The 17241-nt window shown below is 75.7% G+C and carries 19 protein-coding genes; 7 read left to right on the top strand and 12 right to left on the bottom strand.

Annotated features, from left to right (window positions below; translation table 11 throughout):
* The first annotated feature begins 18 nt into the window (after nucleotides 1-18).
* On the top strand, nucleotides 19-711 hold the full coding sequence (locus QYM41_RS11710) for a hypothetical protein (RefSeq protein ID WP_368799923.1): 693 nt from the start codon (nucleotides 19-21) through the stop codon (nucleotides 709-711).
* A complete protein-coding gene (locus QYM41_RS11705; RefSeq protein WP_368799922.1) occupies nucleotides 708-1478 on the top strand; it encodes a DUF6544 family protein in 771 nt (256 codons plus the stop codon). The genes QYM41_RS11710 and QYM41_RS11705 overlap by 4 nt, the downstream gene beginning before the upstream one ends.
* A gap of 119 nt (nucleotides 1479-1597) precedes the next feature.
* Here QYM41_RS11705 and QYM41_RS11700 read toward each other — a convergent pair whose 3' ends face one another.
* The 4 genes from QYM41_RS11700 to QYM41_RS11685 all read right to left on the bottom strand — a co-directional run bounded on the left by QYM41_RS11700 (nucleotide 1598) and on the right by QYM41_RS11685 (nucleotide 5924).
* Complete coding sequence (locus QYM41_RS11700) at nucleotides 1598-3235, bottom strand: DUF4389 domain-containing protein (RefSeq protein ID WP_368799921.1); 1638 nt, start codon at nucleotides 3233-3235, stop codon at nucleotides 1598-1600.
* Between the two features lie 47 nt (nucleotides 3236-3282).
* Nucleotides 3283-3798 (bottom strand): flavodoxin domain-containing protein, encoded by a 516-nt coding sequence (locus tag QYM41_RS11695; RefSeq protein ID WP_368799919.1) that lies wholly within the window; start codon nucleotides 3796-3798, stop codon nucleotides 3283-3285.
* Between the two features lie 70 nt (nucleotides 3799-3868).
* Nucleotides 3869-4867: a zinc-dependent alcohol dehydrogenase family protein gene (locus tag QYM41_RS11690; RefSeq protein ID WP_368799917.1), complete on the bottom strand. Its 999-nt coding sequence runs from the start codon at nucleotides 4865-4867 to the stop codon at nucleotides 3869-3871.
* A 106-nt stretch (nucleotides 4868-4973) separates the two neighbouring features.
* Nucleotides 4974-5924, bottom strand: coding sequence for a hypothetical protein (locus QYM41_RS11685; RefSeq protein ID WP_368799916.1), 951 nt, complete (start codon nucleotides 5922-5924; stop codon nucleotides 4974-4976).
* A gap of 219 nt (nucleotides 5925-6143) precedes the next feature.
* Between QYM41_RS11685 and QYM41_RS11680 the strand changes: the two genes are divergently transcribed.
* On the top strand, nucleotides 6144-7010 hold the full coding sequence (locus tag QYM41_RS11680) for a VOC family protein (protein WP_368799915.1): 867 nt from the start codon (nucleotides 6144-6146) through the stop codon (nucleotides 7008-7010).
* 43 nt (nucleotides 7011-7053) lie between these two features.
* Here QYM41_RS11680 and QYM41_RS11675 read toward each other — a convergent pair whose 3' ends face one another.
* The 3 genes from QYM41_RS11675 to QYM41_RS11665 all read right to left on the bottom strand — a co-directional run bounded on the left by QYM41_RS11675 (nucleotide 7054) and on the right by QYM41_RS11665 (nucleotide 8234).
* A complete protein-coding gene (locus tag QYM41_RS11675) occupies nucleotides 7054-7311 on the bottom strand; it encodes a DUF6480 family protein (protein WP_368799913.1) in 258 nt (85 codons plus the stop codon).
* A gap of 144 nt (nucleotides 7312-7455) precedes the next feature.
* Nucleotides 7456-7827, bottom strand: a complete 372-nt coding sequence (locus tag QYM41_RS11670; protein ID WP_368799910.1) for a fluoride efflux transporter FluC — start codon at nucleotides 7825-7827, stop codon at nucleotides 7456-7458.
* On the bottom strand, nucleotides 7824-8234 hold the full coding sequence (locus tag QYM41_RS11665; RefSeq protein WP_368799909.1) for a fluoride efflux transporter FluC: 411 nt from the start codon (nucleotides 8232-8234) through the stop codon (nucleotides 7824-7826). The genes QYM41_RS11670 and QYM41_RS11665 overlap by 4 nt, the downstream gene beginning before the upstream one ends.
* 76 nt (nucleotides 8235-8310) lie before the next feature.
* On the opposite strand from QYM41_RS11665, the gene QYM41_RS11660 reads away from it, so the two are divergent.
* A complete protein-coding gene (locus tag QYM41_RS11660; protein WP_368799907.1) occupies nucleotides 8311-9393 on the top strand; it encodes an FUSC family protein in 1083 nt (360 codons plus the stop codon).
* Nucleotides 9394-9454: 61 nt separating this feature from the next.
* Here QYM41_RS11660 and QYM41_RS11655 read toward each other — a convergent pair whose 3' ends face one another.
* The 5 genes from QYM41_RS11655 to QYM41_RS11635 all read right to left on the bottom strand — a co-directional run bounded on the left by QYM41_RS11655 (nucleotide 9455) and on the right by QYM41_RS11635 (nucleotide 15457).
* Nucleotides 9455-10261, bottom strand: a complete 807-nt coding sequence (locus QYM41_RS11655; RefSeq protein ID WP_368799906.1) for a hypothetical protein — start codon at nucleotides 10259-10261, stop codon at nucleotides 9455-9457.
* A gap of 473 nt (nucleotides 10262-10734) precedes the next feature.
* A complete protein-coding gene (locus tag QYM41_RS11650) occupies nucleotides 10735-12144 on the bottom strand; it encodes an MBL fold metallo-hydrolase (RefSeq protein ID WP_368799905.1) in 1410 nt (469 codons plus the stop codon).
* 113 nt (nucleotides 12145-12257) lie between these two features.
* Nucleotides 12258-13415 (bottom strand): glycosyltransferase family 4 protein, encoded by a 1158-nt coding sequence (locus QYM41_RS11645; protein WP_368799904.1) that lies wholly within the window; start codon nucleotides 13413-13415, stop codon nucleotides 12258-12260.
* Nucleotides 13416-13423: 8 nt separating this feature from the next.
* Entirely contained in the window at nucleotides 13424-14638 is a 1215-nt protein-coding gene (locus QYM41_RS11640) for an NAD-dependent epimerase/dehydratase family protein (protein ID WP_368799902.1), read from the bottom strand.
* Nucleotides 14639-14713: 75 nt separating this feature from the next.
* Nucleotides 14714-15457, bottom strand: coding sequence for a methyltransferase domain-containing protein (locus QYM41_RS11635; RefSeq protein WP_368799901.1), 744 nt, complete (start codon nucleotides 15455-15457; stop codon nucleotides 14714-14716).
* A 120-nt stretch (nucleotides 15458-15577) separates the two neighbouring features.
* Here QYM41_RS11635 and QYM41_RS11630 point away from each other — a divergent pair, with 120 nt between their 5' ends.
* The 3 genes from QYM41_RS11630 (at nucleotide 15578) to QYM41_RS11620 (ending at nucleotide 17237) form a co-directional block, all read left to right on the top strand.
* Nucleotides 15578-15964 (top strand): hypothetical protein, encoded by a 387-nt coding sequence (locus QYM41_RS11630; protein WP_368799900.1) that lies wholly within the window; start codon nucleotides 15578-15580, stop codon nucleotides 15962-15964.
* Between the two features lie 25 nt (nucleotides 15965-15989).
* A complete protein-coding gene (locus tag QYM41_RS11625; protein ID WP_368799899.1) occupies nucleotides 15990-16781 on the top strand; it encodes a nitroreductase family protein in 792 nt (263 codons plus the stop codon).
* Nucleotides 16782-16880: 99 nt separating this feature from the next.
* Nucleotides 16881-17237, top strand: coding sequence for a PadR family transcriptional regulator (locus tag QYM41_RS11620; RefSeq protein ID WP_368799898.1), 357 nt, complete (start codon nucleotides 16881-16883; stop codon nucleotides 17235-17237).
* The last annotated feature ends 4 nt before the right edge of the window (nucleotides 17238-17241 follow it).

Raw genomic sequence — 17241 nt, 5'->3', positions numbered from 1 at the left:
CGGGTCTAGCCTGGGGGCATGACCCGGTCCCGGACCTCGTCTCCCTCCGCTCCCGTCCTGTGGCCGGTCGCCGGAGCGGCCGCCGGGCTGCTCTCCGTGCTCCTGGGCCTCGCCGGGGGACTGATGGAGACCGCGCTCTCCGGCCCGTGGCCCGCTGCGGCCGATCCCGCTCTCGGGCCGTTCCTGGTGGACAACCGGGGCCCGCTGCTGGCGCAGAGCCTGTTCTTCGTCCTCGGCCAGGCGGCGCTGGTCTGCTTCCTCGGCTGGGTGCGGGCCCGGCTGCTGCGCGCCGAGGGTCCGCCCGGCACGGTGTCCGCCGTGGCCTTCGGGGCCGGACTGACGGCCGTGGGCCTGAACATCGCAGGCCAGGGCGTGCAGCTCGTGCTGACCATGCCCTCGGCGGCGTGGACGGACCCGCCGACGGCGGGCGCGGTGACGGACCTGTGCGTGGTCCTCCTCGCCCTGGCCAACCTGCCCCTCGCCGTGTCGTTCGCCGCCGTCGCCGTGCTCTCCCTCGCCCGCGGCGCGTACCCGCGGTGGCTCGGCGGGATCGCCGCCGGGGCGGCCGCCGCGGCCCTGTTGTCCGTCTTCTCGCTCGTGCCCACCGCGGGGCCTCTCTCCCCGCTCGGCGAGCTCACCACGGCCCTGCGCCTGGCGCCCGTCCTGTGGTACCTGCCGGCGGCGGTCGTGATGCTCCGGGACCGGCCGTGACCCGCCGGCTGCCGCGGGGCGCCCGCCGGCGCTGGGCGGAGCTGGAGCGCGCGGCACCGTTCCGCCCGGGCCCGCCGCCGGCCGTGGACGCGGCGGGGTCCGCCGGCCTGCCCGAGCCCGCGCGCCGCTGGCTCGCGCGGGCCGTTCCGCCCGGCACCCCGGCCTGGTCCGCGGCGGAGCTGTCGATGCGCGGTGAGATCCGGCTCGGCGGCTCCTGGCGACCCTTCTCCGCCCGGCAGCTCATCGTCCCCGGGACCGGCTTCGTCTGGGCGGCGCGGACGCGGCTGCTCGGCCTGCCGGTCTCCGGCTACGACCGGTACGGACCGGACGGGGGAGAGCTGCGGTGGCGGCTGCTGGGAATCGTGCCCGTGATGTCGGCCGGCGGCGCGGACCTCACCCGCAGTGCCGCCGGCCGGCTCGCCGGGGAGAGCATCACGGTGCCACCGGCCTGCCTGCGCGCCGCGTGGTCGGCGGGGCCGGACCCGGACACCGCCGTGATGTCCTGGGACCTCGACGGGGTGCGCGAGGACGCCCTGCTCCGGGTCGACCCGGAGGGCCGGCTGCGGGAGCTGAGCATGCAGCGGTGGGGGGACCCCGACGGCACCGGGTACGGCCGGCACCCCTTCGGGGTCGCGCTCTCCGAGGAGGTCGAGGTCGAGGGCGTGCTCCTGCCCACGGTCCTGCGGGCCGGCTGGGCGTGGGGGACCGGCGGTCAGGCCGCGGGGGAGTTCTTCCGGGCCCGGATCGAGGACGTGCGCTTTCGCTGAGCCCCCGCTCCCTGGACGGTCCTCTCCGGGACCGGCCAGGGCGTCCCGGAGAGGACCGGGCTTCCGGGCCGCCCCTGCCGGGAGACTCCTGCCGTCCGGGGCGGCCCGCAGGCGCCGGTTCAGCGGGCCGGGCCCCGGTCGTCCGGGCCGTCGCCCGTCGGGTCCTGCGGCCCGTCCTGCCGCTGGTCCCGCGACGGGCCGGGCGGCCGGTCCTGCTGCCCGTCCCGCACCCGGTCGTCCGCGGCAGCGGACCAGGGCGCCGTCGCCGCCGGGCGGGGCGGGGGCTCCACGGGACCCTGGTCGAGACGGAACGGCGGGTACTCGTCCCGCAGCAGCAGGACGTAGGCCAGGACCCGGTTGACCCAGCGGTTGATGCCCACGACCAGCGCGAACAGCTCGGGACGGTAGCGACCCGTGAAGAGCAGGACCACGGCGGCCACGAGCACGAGCAGCCCGAGCAGGGAGGGTCCCCAGCTGGTGGTCGTCGTGCCGTCGTCGCCGCTGCGGGTGCTGCTCCACGAGCTCCCGCCCCCGGTGAGCACGCCGAGGATCAGCAGGTGCGGGATCGCCAGCAGCCACCACTTGACCAGCACGAGTCCCCGCGAGAGCCGCTGCGGGAAGGCGACCTCGAGTTCTGCCGGGTAGTCCGCGCGTGCCAGGGTGAAGGGCGGATAGCGGTCGGTGCCCAGCGCGGAGTACGAGTAGAACCCCACCCGCCAGCTCCACCGCAGGACGCCCACGCAGAAGGAGAACCACGAGGGCGGGTACCGGCCCGTGAACAGCACGGCGATCCCGGCGGCCACGGTGGTGACCGCGAGGGCGAACCAGAGCACCGCGAGCACGATCACGTGCGGGACCACCAGCAGCCACTTGACCAGCCACAGCCACCGGGACAGCCCGGCGTCGAGGAAACCCGTCAGGCGCACGGGGGAGACCGGCCGGGGGGTCCCCTCCCGGTCCGGGGCGCCGGCGAGTGCCGCTCCGGGGCCCGTGCCGCGCGGCGGTGTGCGCGGGTCGATGTCCCGGCCCAGTCCCGCGGCCCCGAGCAGCAGCAGCGGGACGCCCACGACCAGCCCGGCGAGCCCCCCGATCAGCTGGCCGCCGGCCAGGGGACCCAGGAGCTCGGAGCGCGCCCCGAGCTGCAGGTCCGCCCAGACCGGCCGGGTGCCGTCCGCGTTCATCACCACGAGCGTCCAGCTGCCCGAGCGCAGGTCCAGGGTCAGCTCCCGGGGGCCGGTGCCCTGGTCCGAGTCGGCCCAGAAGGTCTGGTTCCCGGGCCGGTCGGGAACCCGTTCACCGGGCACCCGGGCGGCGGTGTCGTCCCCGGACTCCGTGGCGTCGCCCAGCTCCGCGTGGGGGACGCCGTCGAGGTACCGCCCGACGTCGCCGGTCTCGGCCACGCCCACGAAGATCTCCTGCTGCGGGTCCGCCGCCGTGACGCGCACCTGCACCCGGCCGAGCCGGTCGAGGAAGGGCACGGGGGAGACCGGGACGTCGCCGAGGTCGAGCACGGTGGGCGGGCCGACCAGGGCGTAGGTGATCGTCTGGTGCCGCTCCGGCGACGTCGTGAGGAACCGGCCGTCCTGCTGGGCGGCGGCGGCCCCGGCGAGGACCAGACCGCTGACGAGCGCGGCCAGGCCCAGCGCGGTCAGCAGGGCGCCCAGGACCAGGAGCACCCACTGCCCGGGCCGGGTCCGGCGCGCGGTGCCGTGCCGGACGGACGGGGTGGGCGGGCTGGGGACGGGGTGTCCGTTCATGGGAACTCCTGGGGAGTCGGGCGGCGCCCCGGTCGGGACGCCCGGGGTCACAGGGCCGCGGCGAGGTCGCGGCCCCAGGCGGCGGCGAGCTCCTCCTCCCCGGGGAGGAGCTCGTTGTCCATGCTCACCAGGAAGCTCTCGGGCCGCGCGAACAGCTCGTAGCGGTGCTCCTCGAGGGCGCGGGCGATCTTCTGCGAGGCCCGGCCGGTGAGCACCGCAGGACCCTTGACCCGGGTGTCGAAGGCGGCGGCCCGTCCGCCCGCCGCGGCCAGCCCGGCGAGCCACTCGCGGACACCGGGCCCGCCCGCGGAGCCGTCCACGTCCAGGTGGTGGCGGGAGGCGTCCCGCACGGCCTGCTCGCGGGAGTTCTCCCGGCTCAGCCCGTGCCCGTGGGTGGGGGCGCCGACCACCAGCACGTCCCCGGCGGCCGGGGGATGCCGCTGCGCCTCGGCGGTCGAGCGCACCTCCGCGGGGGCCCCGGCCTCCGTGAGCCCGCGCGCGATCGACCCGGCGATCCGGTGGGTGTTGCCGTACATGGACTCGTAGACCACCAGGACGGTCATGACGGGTCTCCTCTCCGTGCTCGGCCGGGCGGGCTGTCCCCGCCCGGCGTGCGGACCGGGCGGCCCCGGCTCACCCGCGCAGGACCGCGGCCCCCGTGACCCGGTCCGCCGCCAGGTCCGCGAGGGCCCGGTCCGCCGCCCGCAGGGGATAGGTCGTGGTCGTGGGGCGCAGGCCCAGCCGGGAGGCCAGGCGCAGGAACTCCTCGCCGTCCTGCCGGGTGTTGGCGGTGACGCTGCGCAGCTGCCGCTCCTGGAAGAGCTCCGCGGCGTAGTCGAGGGCGGGGACGTCGCTGAGATGGATCCCAGCCACGGCGAGGGTCCCGCCCCGGTCCAGGGCGCGCAGCGCCGGAGGGACGAGGGTGCCCACGGGGGCGAAGAGGATCGCCGCGTCCAGCGGCACCGGGGGAGGCTCGTCCGCCTCGCCCACGAAGGAGGCACCCAGCTCGCGGGCCAGGTCGCGAGCCGCCGCGGACCGGGTCATGACGTGGACCTCCGCGCCCTGGTGCAGGGCCACCTGGGCGGCGAGGTGGGCGGAGGCGCCGAAGCCGTAGATGCCCAGCCGGCCACCCGGCGGCAGCTCGGCCCGCCGCAGCGCCCGGTAGCCGATGATCCCGGCGCACAGCAGCGGTGCCGCGTGCTCGTCGTCGAACTCCTCGGGCAGCCGGTAGGCGAACGCCTCGGGCACCAGGGTGAGCTCCGCGTAGCCGCCGTCCTGGTCCCAGCCGGTGAAGCGCGGGGCCGTGCAGAGGTTCTCCTGGCCCCGGCGGCAGAAGCGGCAGCGGCCGCAGGTGTGCCGCAACCACGCGGCGCCCACGCGCTCGCCCGTCCGGAACCGGGCGCACCCGGGACCCGTGCCGACCACCTCGCCGACGACCTCGTGGCCCGGGATGACGCCCGCCCGGTGCAGCGGCAGGTCGCCCTCCACGAGGTGCAGGTCGGTGCGGCACACCCCGCAGGCCCGCACCCGCACGAGCAGCTCACCGGCTCCCGGCACGGGGTCGGGGCACCGGCCGAACCGCATCGGCCCGCCGGCCACGGGACCGGGCTCGTCGATCCACCACGCACGCATGCCGTCCTCGTCGATCCCCCGGGGAAGGGCTCCGGCCGCGGCCGTGACCCCTGTCCTGCTCCGAGTCTAGGAACGGATCGAGGCTCCCGGGAGGAAACGAGGAATGTTAATGCCCCGCCCGGGCGGGGCCGTCCGTCCCGGTGCGGTCCGTCGCGGTGCGGTCCGTCGCGGTGCCGTCCGTCCCGGCGGGGACGGCGCGGAGCACCGAGACCAGGACCACGGCGGAGACCCCGGCGAGCACCACGAAACCTCCCATCGGGCCGACGACCTCGGGGACGGTGAAGCGCACCCCGGCCAGCAGCTGGGCCGCGGTCTGGGCGACGATCAGCGGGGCCAGCAGGACCTCCAGCACCAGCAGGGACAGGGCGAGGAGGTAGCCGGACGGCCGCCGGCGCAGGATCAGCACCCCGGCGGCGACCGCGGCCGGGGCGATGACCGCCAGGTCCAGGACCATGGTGAACTCCGTGCTGTAGGGCCCCAGCCCGGGTGGCGCCGCGCCCGTGAGCGCGGCGGCCAGCAGGGGAGTGCCCCACACGGCGAGCAGCACGGCGCCGCTGGCGAGCATCAGGACGGCCGGGCCGAGCCGGGGCGTGCCCGCCGGGAAGAGCGGCCCGCGCTCCGCCGCCGGGAACGCGGCGACCATCAGCACCACCGCCCACAGGGCGGCGGAGAACACGACCGCGTGCAGCAGCGACAGCCGGTTGTGGGCGACCGCGCCCAGTGCGTACCCGGCGTAGACGTAGAGGAAGAACCCCAGGGTGCCCAGCAGGAGCAGTCCGGCCCGCCGGCTTCCCCGCCGGTACCCCGCCGCGCAGACGCCCAGCAGGGGAAGACCCAGGAGCAGGACCACGAGATCGGTGGCACGGCTGCCGGCGGCCGTGAAGACGGTGTCGTAGCGGTACAGGCCCCGCCCCCAGATCTCGGCGCGCTCCCCGCGCAGGGTCTCGAACGGATAGGGGCCGCTCCCGCCGGCGGCGAGCAGCCCGGTGACGGCCGCCGCCGCGGCTCCCGCCCCGACCACCGCGCACAGCACCAGGACCGCTCGGGAGATCCGCATCCCGCTCCTCCTCGTCCCCTCGTCCGGGACCGCCCAGCCTAGGCGCGCCGGGACGCGCGGGGAACACCGGGGCCCTCCGCGCCGCACGGATGTCGGGCGGAGGTGTTCCCAACCGGGACGCGGGGGACGACCATGGGGGGACGACGGACCGCCCGGCGCGGCCCGCGTGGCCGGTGCCCGGGCAGCACCCGTCCCGGCGCGCGACGAGAGGACTCAGCCATGACCGAGCGCATCGACCGATGGCCCACGGGGGCCCCGTGCTGGGCTGATCTCATGGTCTCGGACCTGGACCGGTCCATGGACTTCTACGCCTCCGTGCTGGGGTGGCGGTTCACGCCCTCGGACCCGGCGTACGGCGGCTACTGCAACGCCCTGGTGGACGGCGAGCCGGTGGCGGGGCTGTCGCCGGCGCTGCCCGACATGGACGACGACCCCCACGCGTGGGCGGTCTACCTCGCGTCCGACGACATCGTGGCCACGGGCCGGGCCGCGGTGGCGGCCGGGGCGCGGCAGCTGTTCGAACCGATGGCCGTGGGCACGTTCGGCACCATGGGCGTGTGGATCGATCCGACCGGCGCGGCCTTCGGCGTGTGGCAGCCGCAGGACCACACCGGGTTCAGCATCGTCGGCAAGCACGGGACCGTGGCCTGGTGCGACCTGCTGACCTCGGACCAGGCGGGCGCCGAGCGGTTCTACGCCGAGGTCTTCGGGTACACGTACCAGGACATCGGCACGCGGCACGAGGCGTACGCCGTGTTCACGGTCCCGGGCATGGACCGTTCGGCCGGCGGGATCGGCGTGCCCGCCGAGGACATCGAGCACCTGCAGCAGGCGCCGCCCCTGTGGTGGGTCTGCTTCGAGGTCGACGACGCGGACACCGCCGCCGAACGGGTCGTCGCCGCGGGCGGCGCACTGGTCCAGGAGCCGGAGGAGTTCGGGTACGGGGAACTGGTCTTCGCCGCCGGCCCGGACGGTGAGCGGTTCGCCCTGATGGGCCCGTCCTCCGAGGACTGGACCGAGGAGGGGGACGAGGACACCGGCGAGGACGACCCCGAGCGGACCCCCCGGGGCGCCGGGCCGTCCTGAGGGAGGTCCCCGCCCGCCGGCGGCGGGCCGGGACGCCGTGGCCTCAGAACATGCCCACGACGGCGCCGACGAACCACAGCACCGCGAACAGGGCCACGAGGCCGAGGATGACCGCGAGCGCGATCTTGCCCTTCGACGAGTCGCCGGGCCGGTCCACGTCCTGCTCGTGGTTGGTGGGCCCGACGCCGGAGCCGGCATCGGGCGGGGTGTCCCCGGCGAAGCTCTTCCCGGACTCCTCGTCGAGGGCCTCAGCGGCCTCGTGGGGGTCCTGGCGCGCGTGCTCGGGATCGATCTCGGCCACGGGGTCCTGCTTTCTCGGGTCGGACGTGCTGGAACGGGTGGTTCCCGCAGGATAGCAAGCCTGCTGGCGAATCGGGGTGTCCCGGGGCGGAGAGCGCCGGGGCCGGCCGGGACGCCTCCGGGTGCTCCGGCCCGGGACGGCCGCTCAGGTCAGCAGCGCAGCGGCCGCGAGACCGGCGAGCACGGCGAGCACGGTCAGCGCGCCGGTGCCCACGGCGTTGAGCGCCGCGCGGAGCACCCGCCCGTCCCGGGCCAGCCGCACGGTGTCGGTCATCGCGGTGGAGAAGGTGGTGTACCCGCCGCAGAAGCCGACCACGGAGGCCGCGGCCGCACCACCGCCCAGCGCCCCGGTCAGCGCGGCCCCGGACAGCGCCCCGGCGAGGAAGGAGCCGCTGACGTTGACCACCACGGTGCCGGCCGGGAAGGACGTGGGCCAGCGCTGCCGCACGGCACCGTCCACCGCGAACCGGGCCATCGCGCCCAGGCCGCCGAGGAGGCAGATCAGCAGGGCGGTCACGTGCGCCGGCCCCGGGCCGCGAGGACCGTGCCGGCCAGGCAGGCCAGGAACCCGCACCCCAGCGAGACCCCCACGTAGGCCAGGGCCCGTCCCACGGCGCCACCGGCCAGCAGCCGCTCCGTCTCGAGGGCGAGCGAGGAGAACGTGGTGAACCCGCCCAGCGCCCCGGTGCCCGCCCCGAGGCGCAGCAGCATCCCGCGGGGCGTCTCCTCGCCGCGCCGCAGCAGGGACTCCAGGAGCATCCCGAGCAGGAACGCGCCGAGCAGGTTCGCCGCCAGCGTGGCCAGGGGCCAGCCCGCCGGTGCCGGCAGCAGCAGCGCGAGGCCGTGCCGGGCACCGGTGCCCACGGCCCCTCCGGCCCCCACGGCCAGGACCAGCAGCAGGCGCCGGTGCGGTGGTCGGCTCACGGCGGCCTCCTCGGGACGGGCTCCCGGCGGGAGCGGTCGGCGGGTCGATCCTACCGGGGGTCCGTAGGATGTCCGGGTGCAGACGATACGCGGCGCCCGGATCCTCCTGGCCCTCAAGACCTCGCTCGCCGTGGCCCTGTCCTGGGTCGTGGCCCAGCGGATGCCCGGCGTGATCGACGACTACCCGTACTACGCCCCGCTGGGCGCGATCTCCGCGATGTACCCGACCGTGCTGGGCTCGGTGCGCGCCGGGCTGCAGACGGTGGCCGGCATCGCCCTGGGCATCATGCTCGCGGCGGGGGTCCTGCTGGTCGGCGACCCCAATCTCTGGTCGGTCTCGGTGGCGGTCGGCCTGGGCGTCCTGCTGGCCGGGATCCGGCAGCTCGGGGCCGGTGCGGAGTACGTCCCGGTCGGCGCCCTGTTCGTCCTCATCGTCGGGGGGCAGAACGCCGAGGGCTTCTCGGCGGGCTTCCTCGTGCAGATGTCGGTGGGCGTCGCGATCGGGCTGCTCGTCAACTTGACGGTCATCCCGCCCCTGGACTTCCGCACCGCCCGCCTGCAGCTCGACCGGCTGCAGAACGTCGTCGTCGACTACCTCGAGGACGTCGCCGGGGAGCTCGCGGAGCCCGGGACCACCGGGGGGCGCGACTGGCGCCGGCGCAACCACTCCCTGGTGCGGATCACGGCCGAGGTGCGCGAGGCCGTCGACGAGTCGGCGCGCAGCGCCCGCGGCAATCCCCGGATCGTGTTCCGCCGCCGGCGGCACCGGACCGAGGACGCGGGCGACCCCGGCTACGACTCCCTGCTCAAGCTCGAGAACGTGATCTTCCACCTGCGGGGCTTCACGGACGCGGTGCGCGAGCTCTACGACCCGGCCCAGCACGACTGGCTGGTGCCCACCTCCCTGAGCGCCCGGCTCGCCGAGGCGGTGCAGTCCGCCGCCGACGCGGTGCGCGCGTGGGCGGACGGCGAGGACCCGGAGGAGGCGGCCGAACGGGTCCGCTCCCTGGTGGGACGGCTCCACTCGGAGCTCACCGACCCCGCACGGTCGGAGGACCAGCTCGTCATGGCCGCGGCCCAGGACCTCGCCCGGCTCGTGGCGATCCTCGACCCGCCGACCGCCCCGACGGCCGGCAGCAGCGCCGTGGCCCGGGGCTGAGACCCGACGGTCCGGCACGGGCCGCCGGCCCGGTGGGCACGCCCCCGGGCCGGCGACGGGGTCAGGACCGCCCGCGCCGCCGCAGGCGCAGCACGCCCGCCGCGCCCGCGGCGATCCCCGCGGCGAGCAGCCCGCTCAGCACACCGGCGCCCGGCTGCCGCTCCGGCTCCGCGGCGGCCGTCTGCATGTTGAGGCCGGCGTTGACGGCCTCGGGGGCCTCCGCCACGGGGGCGGCGGCCGGCGGGGCCGCCACCGGGGCGGGGGCCACCGGGAGGACCTCCACCGGAGCCGGAGCCACCGGTGCCGCAACAGGCGCGGGGACCGGCGCCGGGGCCACCGGTCCCCCGCAGGCCACGACGGCCTGCTCGAGCAGGGCGAGGAACGGGCCGACCGCCGCCTCGTCGAGGGCCAGCTGCGCCAGCAGCGCCTCGAACGCCACGGCGGCGTCGGCGAGGGCCTGCTCGGCGACGGCCGGGTCGAGGGCGCCGAGGGCGGCGGTGAGCTCCTGGTCGAGCTCGGCCAGGCGGGCCTCCGCCTGGGCGACGGCCTCCGGGTCCCCGGACTCCTGGGCGGCCATCAGCGCGGCCCCGGCGGCCTCCAGCTCCTGCAGGCTCGGTCCGCCGGCGCCCTCCACGAGGGTCGCGTACTGGGCCTCCGCGGCGGCCACGGACTCGGCCGAGGAGTCCAGCGCCGCGAGCGCGTCGGGTGTCAGGCCGGCGCCGGCCAGCGCCGCGTCCAGCTGCGCGGTGGCCTGCAGGCAGGCGGGGTCCCCGGGGGCGGCGACGGCCCCCGGGGTGCCCACGAAGAGGCCTCCGGCCAGCATCGCGGCCGCGGCGCCCGTGGCCGTCCAGGTCTTTCCAGCAGTCATGTCGTGCGTCTCCTGTGCTCGGTCCTCGCCCCGGGGCCACCCCGCGGCCGGCAGCGCGCGGCAGACCTCCCCCCGGCGTCACCGGTCCGCACGTGCCGGCGGGGGCGACAGGAAATGTCGTGCTGCTGGCCCTGCGGCGTGCGCCCTGGAACTCGCGGAGTTCCGGGCGGCGCGTCCGGCGGACTGCTGTGCCGTCAAACTACTTTCCGGTAGACAGTGTTGGCAATAGTGAACTGCTGGAGCGGGTCACGGAGCCGGAGCCCGGCCGCAGCGAGGCGGACGAGGGGAGGGCGGGGGCGCGGTGCGCCTCTCCGCGTCCCGGGTGCGCAGGACGTGGTGCGGACGTGCCGCGTCCCCCGGCCACACTGCGGCCCCTGCCACGTCGAGGCCCCGGGCACGCCGCGTCCCCCGGGTGCGGTGGCACCCGGGGGACGCGTGTGGTGGGACGGCGCTGCGCCGCGGCGGAGTGCGGCTCAGCCGGCGGGAGTGGTCTGCAGGCTGTCCTGCCGGGCGGCCCAGGCGGCGTAGGAGCCCTCGAGCTCCGCCACGTCGTAGCCGGCGTGGCGCAGGGCGGAGGCCACGACCGAGCTGCGCAGCCCGCTCTGGCAGTAGGTCACGATCGTGCCCTGCTCCGGGAGCCTGGCCAGGTTCCACAGGACCCGGCCGCCGTGCAGCTGTGTCGCGCCGGGCACGGCGCCCGCGGCGTGCTCGCTGACGGCGCGCACGTCCAGCAGCAGCACCTTCTCGAAGGCCTCGACCTCCTCGGGGGCGACCAGCCGCGGGGTGGACTGCGGCAGTCCCTCGATCCCGGTGACGTAGCCGGCCACGGCGTCGATGCCCACGCGCACCAGGTGGTCCCAGAACTCCTGCGCCGCCTCCTGGTCGGCGGCCAGCAGCACCAGTGGACGGGAGTCGGTCTCCGGGTTCACGGCCCAGGCGCCGAAGGTCGCGATCGACTTCCCGGCCGGGATGTTCAGCGCCCCGGCCACGGTCCCGGCGTGCACCTCGTCCGCCGAGCGGGTGTCCACGAACGTCACCTCGTCGGCCGCCAGCTGCCGGGCGACCTGCTGCGCGTCGAGCTCGGGCAGCGGTGCGCGCTCGCCCATGACGGCCGGGCCCCGGCGGTTCTGGTTCTTCATCCGGCCGAAGTAGAACGGGGCGTCAGGCTGGCCCTCGAGCAGCTCGGCGACGAAGCCGGCCTCGTCGTCGGCCGCGAGGTAGGGGCCCCACCAGGCGTAGAGGCGCTCGTAGCCCACCGTGGTGGACGGGATCGCGCCCAGGGCCTTGCCGCAGGCCGAGCCCGCCCCGTGGCCGGGGAAGACCTGGACGTGGTCGGGCAGGGTCAGGAACTTCTCCTTGAGGCTGGTGAACATCTGCTGCGCGCCGAGGAAGCGGGTGTCCACCCCGCCGGCGGCCTCGTCCAGCAGGTCCGGGCGGCCCAGGTCCCCGGAGAACACGAAGTCGCCGGTGAGCAGGTAGCCGGGGGCGTCGGCGAAGGCGCCGTCGGTGACCAGGAAGGACAGGTGCTCGGGGGTGTGGCCGGGGGTGTGCACCGCGGCCACCACGATGTTGCCGATGCGGATCTCGTCGCCGTCGTGCAGGCGCTCGGCCTCGAACTCGTACTGCCAGTCCTCCCCGCCCTCGCCGGAGACGTGGACGGTCGCCCCGGTGGCCGCGGCCAGCTCGCGGGTGCCCGAGAGGTAGTCGGCGTGGATGTGGGTCTCGGTCACGGAGGTGATCTCCATGCCGTTCTTCGCGGCCATGTCCCGGTAGACGTCGATGTCGCGGCGGGCGTCGACCACCAGCGCCTGGCCGGTGCGCTGGCAGCCGATGAAGTAGCTGGCCTGGGCGAGGTCCTCGTCGTAGATGCGCTCGATCAGCATGGGAATCTCCTTCGTCGGGTCGGTGGTGACGCGGGCCCCGGAGGTGTCCCCGCGTCGTCCTGACCACCACGGTAATACCCCTGGGGGTATAGTGCAAGTACCCCTGGGGGTATCTAGTCCCCGCGTCGCCCGGAGGGCCGGCGGCGGTCCCGGTGCCGGGCGGCCGCCTCCTGGTAGGACGCCACGAGGACCTCCGTCGCGGCTCGCCAGCCGAGGCCCTCGGCCTCCGCCCGGCCGGCGGCGCCCATCCGCGCGCGCAGGACGTCGTCCTCGAGCAGCCGGCTCAGGGCCGCGGTGAGCGCGTCGGCGTCGCCGGGCGGCACGAGCAGCCCGGTCCGTCCGTCCTCGACCGCGAACGGGATGCCGCCGGCCCGGGCGCCGACCACCGGCACTCCGCTCGCCAGGGACTCCAGGGCCACGAGGCCCAGCGTCTCCGTGCGGGACGGGAACGCCAGCACGTCCGCCGAGGCGTACGCGGCCGCGAGCTCCTCCCCGGTGAGCCGGCCGGGGAACACCGTGGGGGTGCCCGCGAAGCGCCGTTCGAGCTCGGGCCGGTGCGGGCCGTCGCCCACCACGGCGAGCCGGGTGCCGGGCAGCCGCCGGATCGGCTCGAGCAGCGCCGTCACGTCCTTCTCCCGGGACAGCCGCCCCACGGACAGCACGAGCCGCTCCCCGGGGTGTCCTCCGGTGAGCCGGGACCGCATCGCGGGGGAGGCCTTCGCGGGGTGGAACAGGGCGGTGTCCACCCCCTTCGGCCACAGCGCCGTGCGGCGCACGCCCAGGGCCGCGGCCCGCTCCACCATGGGGCCCGAGGTGCACAGGTTCACCTCCGCGAGGTTGTGGGTGGTGCGGATCCACCGCTCCACGGGCCGGCGCAGCACGCCGAGGCCGTGCCCGAACACGCTCATGTACTGCGGCACGTCGGTGTGGAAGGACGCCAGCAGCGGCAGGTCCCGCGCCCGCGCCGAGAGGGCTCCCCACGCGCCGAACCACACGGGGTTCACGGCGTGCACCACCTCCGGGCGGAACGCCGTCACCGCGCGCTCGACGCGCGGGGACGGCAGCCCGCCCCGGACGTCCCGGTACCAGGGGAACGTCACGGACGGGGCGCGCACCACCCGGTGCGGGCCGTGGCGCGCCGGCGGGTCCCCCGGCGTCAGCACGAGCACCTCGTGGCCGAGGCCCGCGAGCTCGTCGAGGGTGCGCGTCAGGCGCGTCACCACCCCGTCGACGTTCGGGAGGAAGACGTCCGTGTACAGCGCGATCCGCATCCGCCGGCTCAGGAGCCCACGCCCGCGGGGTGCATCGGCCGTGCCGGGAGCCCAGGGCGCCGGCGGGCGTTCCACACGGACGTGGCCGGGATGCGGGAGAGGTCCACGCGGTGGGCCCAGCGCCCGGCGGTCTGCTCCACCTCGCGCAGCAGCCCTTCCGAGAGGGTGGTGGGCCGCAGCCCGAGGTCCAGGAACGCGTCGTTGTCCACGTGCAGGTCGTTCTCCGCGGACTCCTGACGGGGATTGGGGACCGTCTCCACCTCCGCCCCGGTCAGCTCGGACACGAGCCGGGCCAGGTCGCGGACGCGGTGGGTCTCGGTCATCTGGTTGAAGATCTTCACGCGGTCCCCGGCCGCCGGCGGGTGGGCGAGGGCCAGTTCCACGCACCGCACCATGTCCTGGATGTGGATGAACGCGCGGGTCTGCCCGCCCGTGCCGTGCACGGTCAGCGGGTGCCCGACCGCCGCCTGGACGAGGAAGCGGTTGAGGACCGTGCCGTAGTCGCCGTCGTAGTCGAAGCGGTTGACGAGCCGCTCGTCCAGGGCGGTCTCCGCCGTGCTGGTGCCCCAGATGATCCCCTGGTGCAGGTCGGTGATCCGCAGCCGGTCGTTCTTGGCGTAGAACGCGAACTGCGTCTGGTCCAGCACCTTGGTCATGTGGTAGATCGAGCCCGGGTTGGAGGGGTAGAGGATCTGCTGGGGGACGCCGCCGAGCGGACCGGGGACCTCCACGTCCAGGTAGCCCTCCGGGATCCGCATCCCGGCCGTGCCGTACCCGTAGACGCCCATGGTGCCCAGGTGCACGAGGTGGACGTCGAGGCCGGACTCCACGATCGCGCACAGCACGTTGTGCGTGGCGCCGACGTTGTTGTCCACGGTGTAGCGCTTGGTGCGGGGGCTCTTCATGGAGTACGGGGCCGCCCGCTGCTCGGCGAAGTGCACCACGGCGTCCGGGCGCTCCATGACGAGGAGGTCCAGGAACGCCTCGTAGTCGGCGGCGAGGTCGATCTCGGCGGCGCCGATCCGCCGGCCCGTCAGCTCCTCCCAGGCCGCGCGCCGCTCGTCGAGCCCCCGGATGGGGGTCAGCGACTCGGTGCCGAGGTCGGCGTCCACGGCACGCCGGGAGAAGTTGTCCACCACGAGCACGTCGTGGCCGCGCGCGGACAGGTGCAGGGCGGCGGGCCAGCCGCAGAAGCCGTCTCCGCCGAGGACCGCGATCTTCATGTGTTCTCCGTTCCCGGGCCCGGTCGCCGGTCCCGTCGTGTCGGTGTCGGACCCAGTCTGCGCGGGGCGCATGAATCAGGGGTGAACGTCCAGGGTCAGCTGCTGGTGCGCGAACGAACCGGCCGGTACCTGCCAGCCGGGCCCGGCGAGCTCGCGCAGCTCACGGGGCAGATAGGCGCGGCGCAGGGACCGCAGCCCGTCGGTGCGCAGGAAGGAGCCCGGAGCCAGCGGCAGCACGCCCACCGCGTACAGCCGGTAGGCCGCCCGGCTGCGCACGAGGTCGTTGTGCACCACGAGCCGGCGGGCCAGCCGCTCGGAGTCCGCCACGAGCTCCCGCAGCGGGCCGGGGTCCAGGTGGTGGAGCAGGTGGTTGGAGACCACGACGTCGAACGTCTCCCCCGCCGCGACGAGCTCCCGGCTGGTGACCCGCCGGAAGACCGGGGCCGCTGCCCGGGGGCGCCGGGCCGCCCAGCGGGCGGTCCGCGCCGAGGCCCAGGCGTGGGCGCGGGGGTCCGGGTCGATGCCGGTGATCCGCAGGTCGAACCCGTCCCGCAGCGCCCACCGGGCCAGGGCGCGCGCCACGTCCCCGCCCCCGGAGCCCACGTCCAGCAGGGTCAGCGGCCGGCCGGGCACGGCGAGGGGCCGGATCCTGCGCCGGTAGGTGGCGGACCACCCGGCGACCAGCGAGTTGACGACGTCGAAGCGCGCGTAGGTGCGCTGCAGCGCGGCGAGGTCGCAGCCGGGGTCGTCCATCAGCTCGCGCAGCTCGGCGTCCCGGCGCGAGAGATCGAGCCGGGCGGGGGGACGGTGAGGGGGCACCTGCCCATTCTGCGCAGGTCGACACGTTCCGCCAAGGAGCCCGGCGGGCCGCGGGCGGCGCGGGGCGCGTCACTAGACTGGGGTCGTTGCCGGGCGGGACCGGACGGGAGAGGGGGCCGCGTGGGACGCACCGATCGTGCCGCGGGCTCCTCGCCCGCCCCGTGGATCGGTCTGGCGGGCGGGTGCTGGGCCGCCAACGCGGTCCTGGGCGCCTCCGTGGGCGCGGGGCTCGTGCACACGGGGCGGTTCCGCTGGATCCACCACGCCCTCTACATCGCCACCACCACCACCACGGCGCTGGCCACGGTCCGTGCCGCCTGCTCCGCCACCGCCCCGGGGCGCGCCGCGGCCCGGGCGCTGGCGCCGGCCCTGCTGCCCCTCGCAGCCCTGCCGCACCTCGGCACGCCCGCGCAGGGGCACCCCCGTCGGCACGCCCTCGCGGCGCTGTCCGCGGCGCCCTTCTACGCCGCAGCCCTGTTCCGCGCCCGCGCCGCCCGTGCGGGCTGACCCGCCCGACCTGACCGGAGAGCACATGGAGTTCCTCGACGTCGTCTTCAACCGCCGCACCACCAACGGCCCGTTCCTGCCGGACCGGGTGACCCCGGAGCACCAGAAGCTGCTGCTGCGGACGGCCGCGGCCGCGCCCTCCCAGTTCAACAGCCAGCCGTGGCGCTTCGTGCTCGTCGAGGACCGGGGCACCATCGACAGGATCGCCCGGATCAGCGCGGACTCGATGACGCAGGTGATGGCCGAGGGGACGTTCTTCGACCGGTACAAGCGCTACTTCCGGTTCAGCAGGCAGGAGATGGAGGAGCAGCGCTTCGGGATGCTCTTCGACAAGCTGCCCGCGGTGCTGCGGCCCTTCACCAAGAAGGCGTTCACCCCGGGCGGGCAGGCCATGATGAACCGGCTGCGGGTGCCGCAGACCCTGGGGGCGGAGAACCACAAGCTCGTGGCGGGGTCCCCGCTGCTGCTCGGCGTGATGCTCGACCGCCGCGAGTACCGCCCGGGGGAGCTCTCCGGGTTCTACTCCCTGTTCTCGATGGGCGCGGCCATGGAGAACCTGTGGCTGACCACCGTGGAGCTCGGCATGGGCATCCAGTTCATCTCCTTCCCCATGGAGGCCCCGGCGCGCTGGGCCGAGATCGTGGACCTGCTGCACGTGCCCGAGGAGCTCGAGCTGATGGCCGTCTACCGGCTCGGCTACGTGCCCGAGGAGCACCGCCGCCCCGCGATCGACTGGTCCAGCCGGGAGCGGCGCCGCATCTCCCAGTACGTGTTCCGCGAGTCCTGCGCCACCCCGCAGGAGGGCTGGGACGACTGACCCGCCCGCCCACCCTCCGCCGCCGAACCGGTGAGTTCGGCGAGGAGGCGTGGGAACAGGGTGTTCCATTAGTGTGTGACGCACACTATAATGTGAGGCATGGGCATCGAACCGGGCGACGAGGTCGTCGCCTCCCACTTCCAGGAGCTGCGCCGGGGCACGGTGGTCCTGGCCTGCCTGCTCGTCCTGGACGAGCCCCGCTACGGCTACGCCCTGCTCCGGACCCTCGGTGACGCCGGCCTCGACGTCGAGGCCAACACGCTCTACCCGCTCCTGCGCCGTCTCGAGGCCCAGGGCCTGCTGGAGAGCGACTGGAACACCGACGAGTCTCGGCCCCGCAAGTTCTACCGGATCACCGCCCCCGGGACCCGTGTCCGGGACGCCCTCGAGGCCGAGCGGCACCGGCTGCACACCGCCCTCTCCGCCCTCTCCCGCCCCACTCCACCCGAGGACTGATCGC

The organism is Kocuria oxytropis, from assembly GCF_040981195.1.
Classification (GTDB): Bacteria; Actinomycetota; Actinomycetes; order Actinomycetales; family Micrococcaceae; genus Kocuria; species Kocuria oxytropis.
The sequence above is the reverse complement of the archived record's forward strand: the minus strand, read 5'-3'. Positions and strand labels throughout refer to the sequence as shown.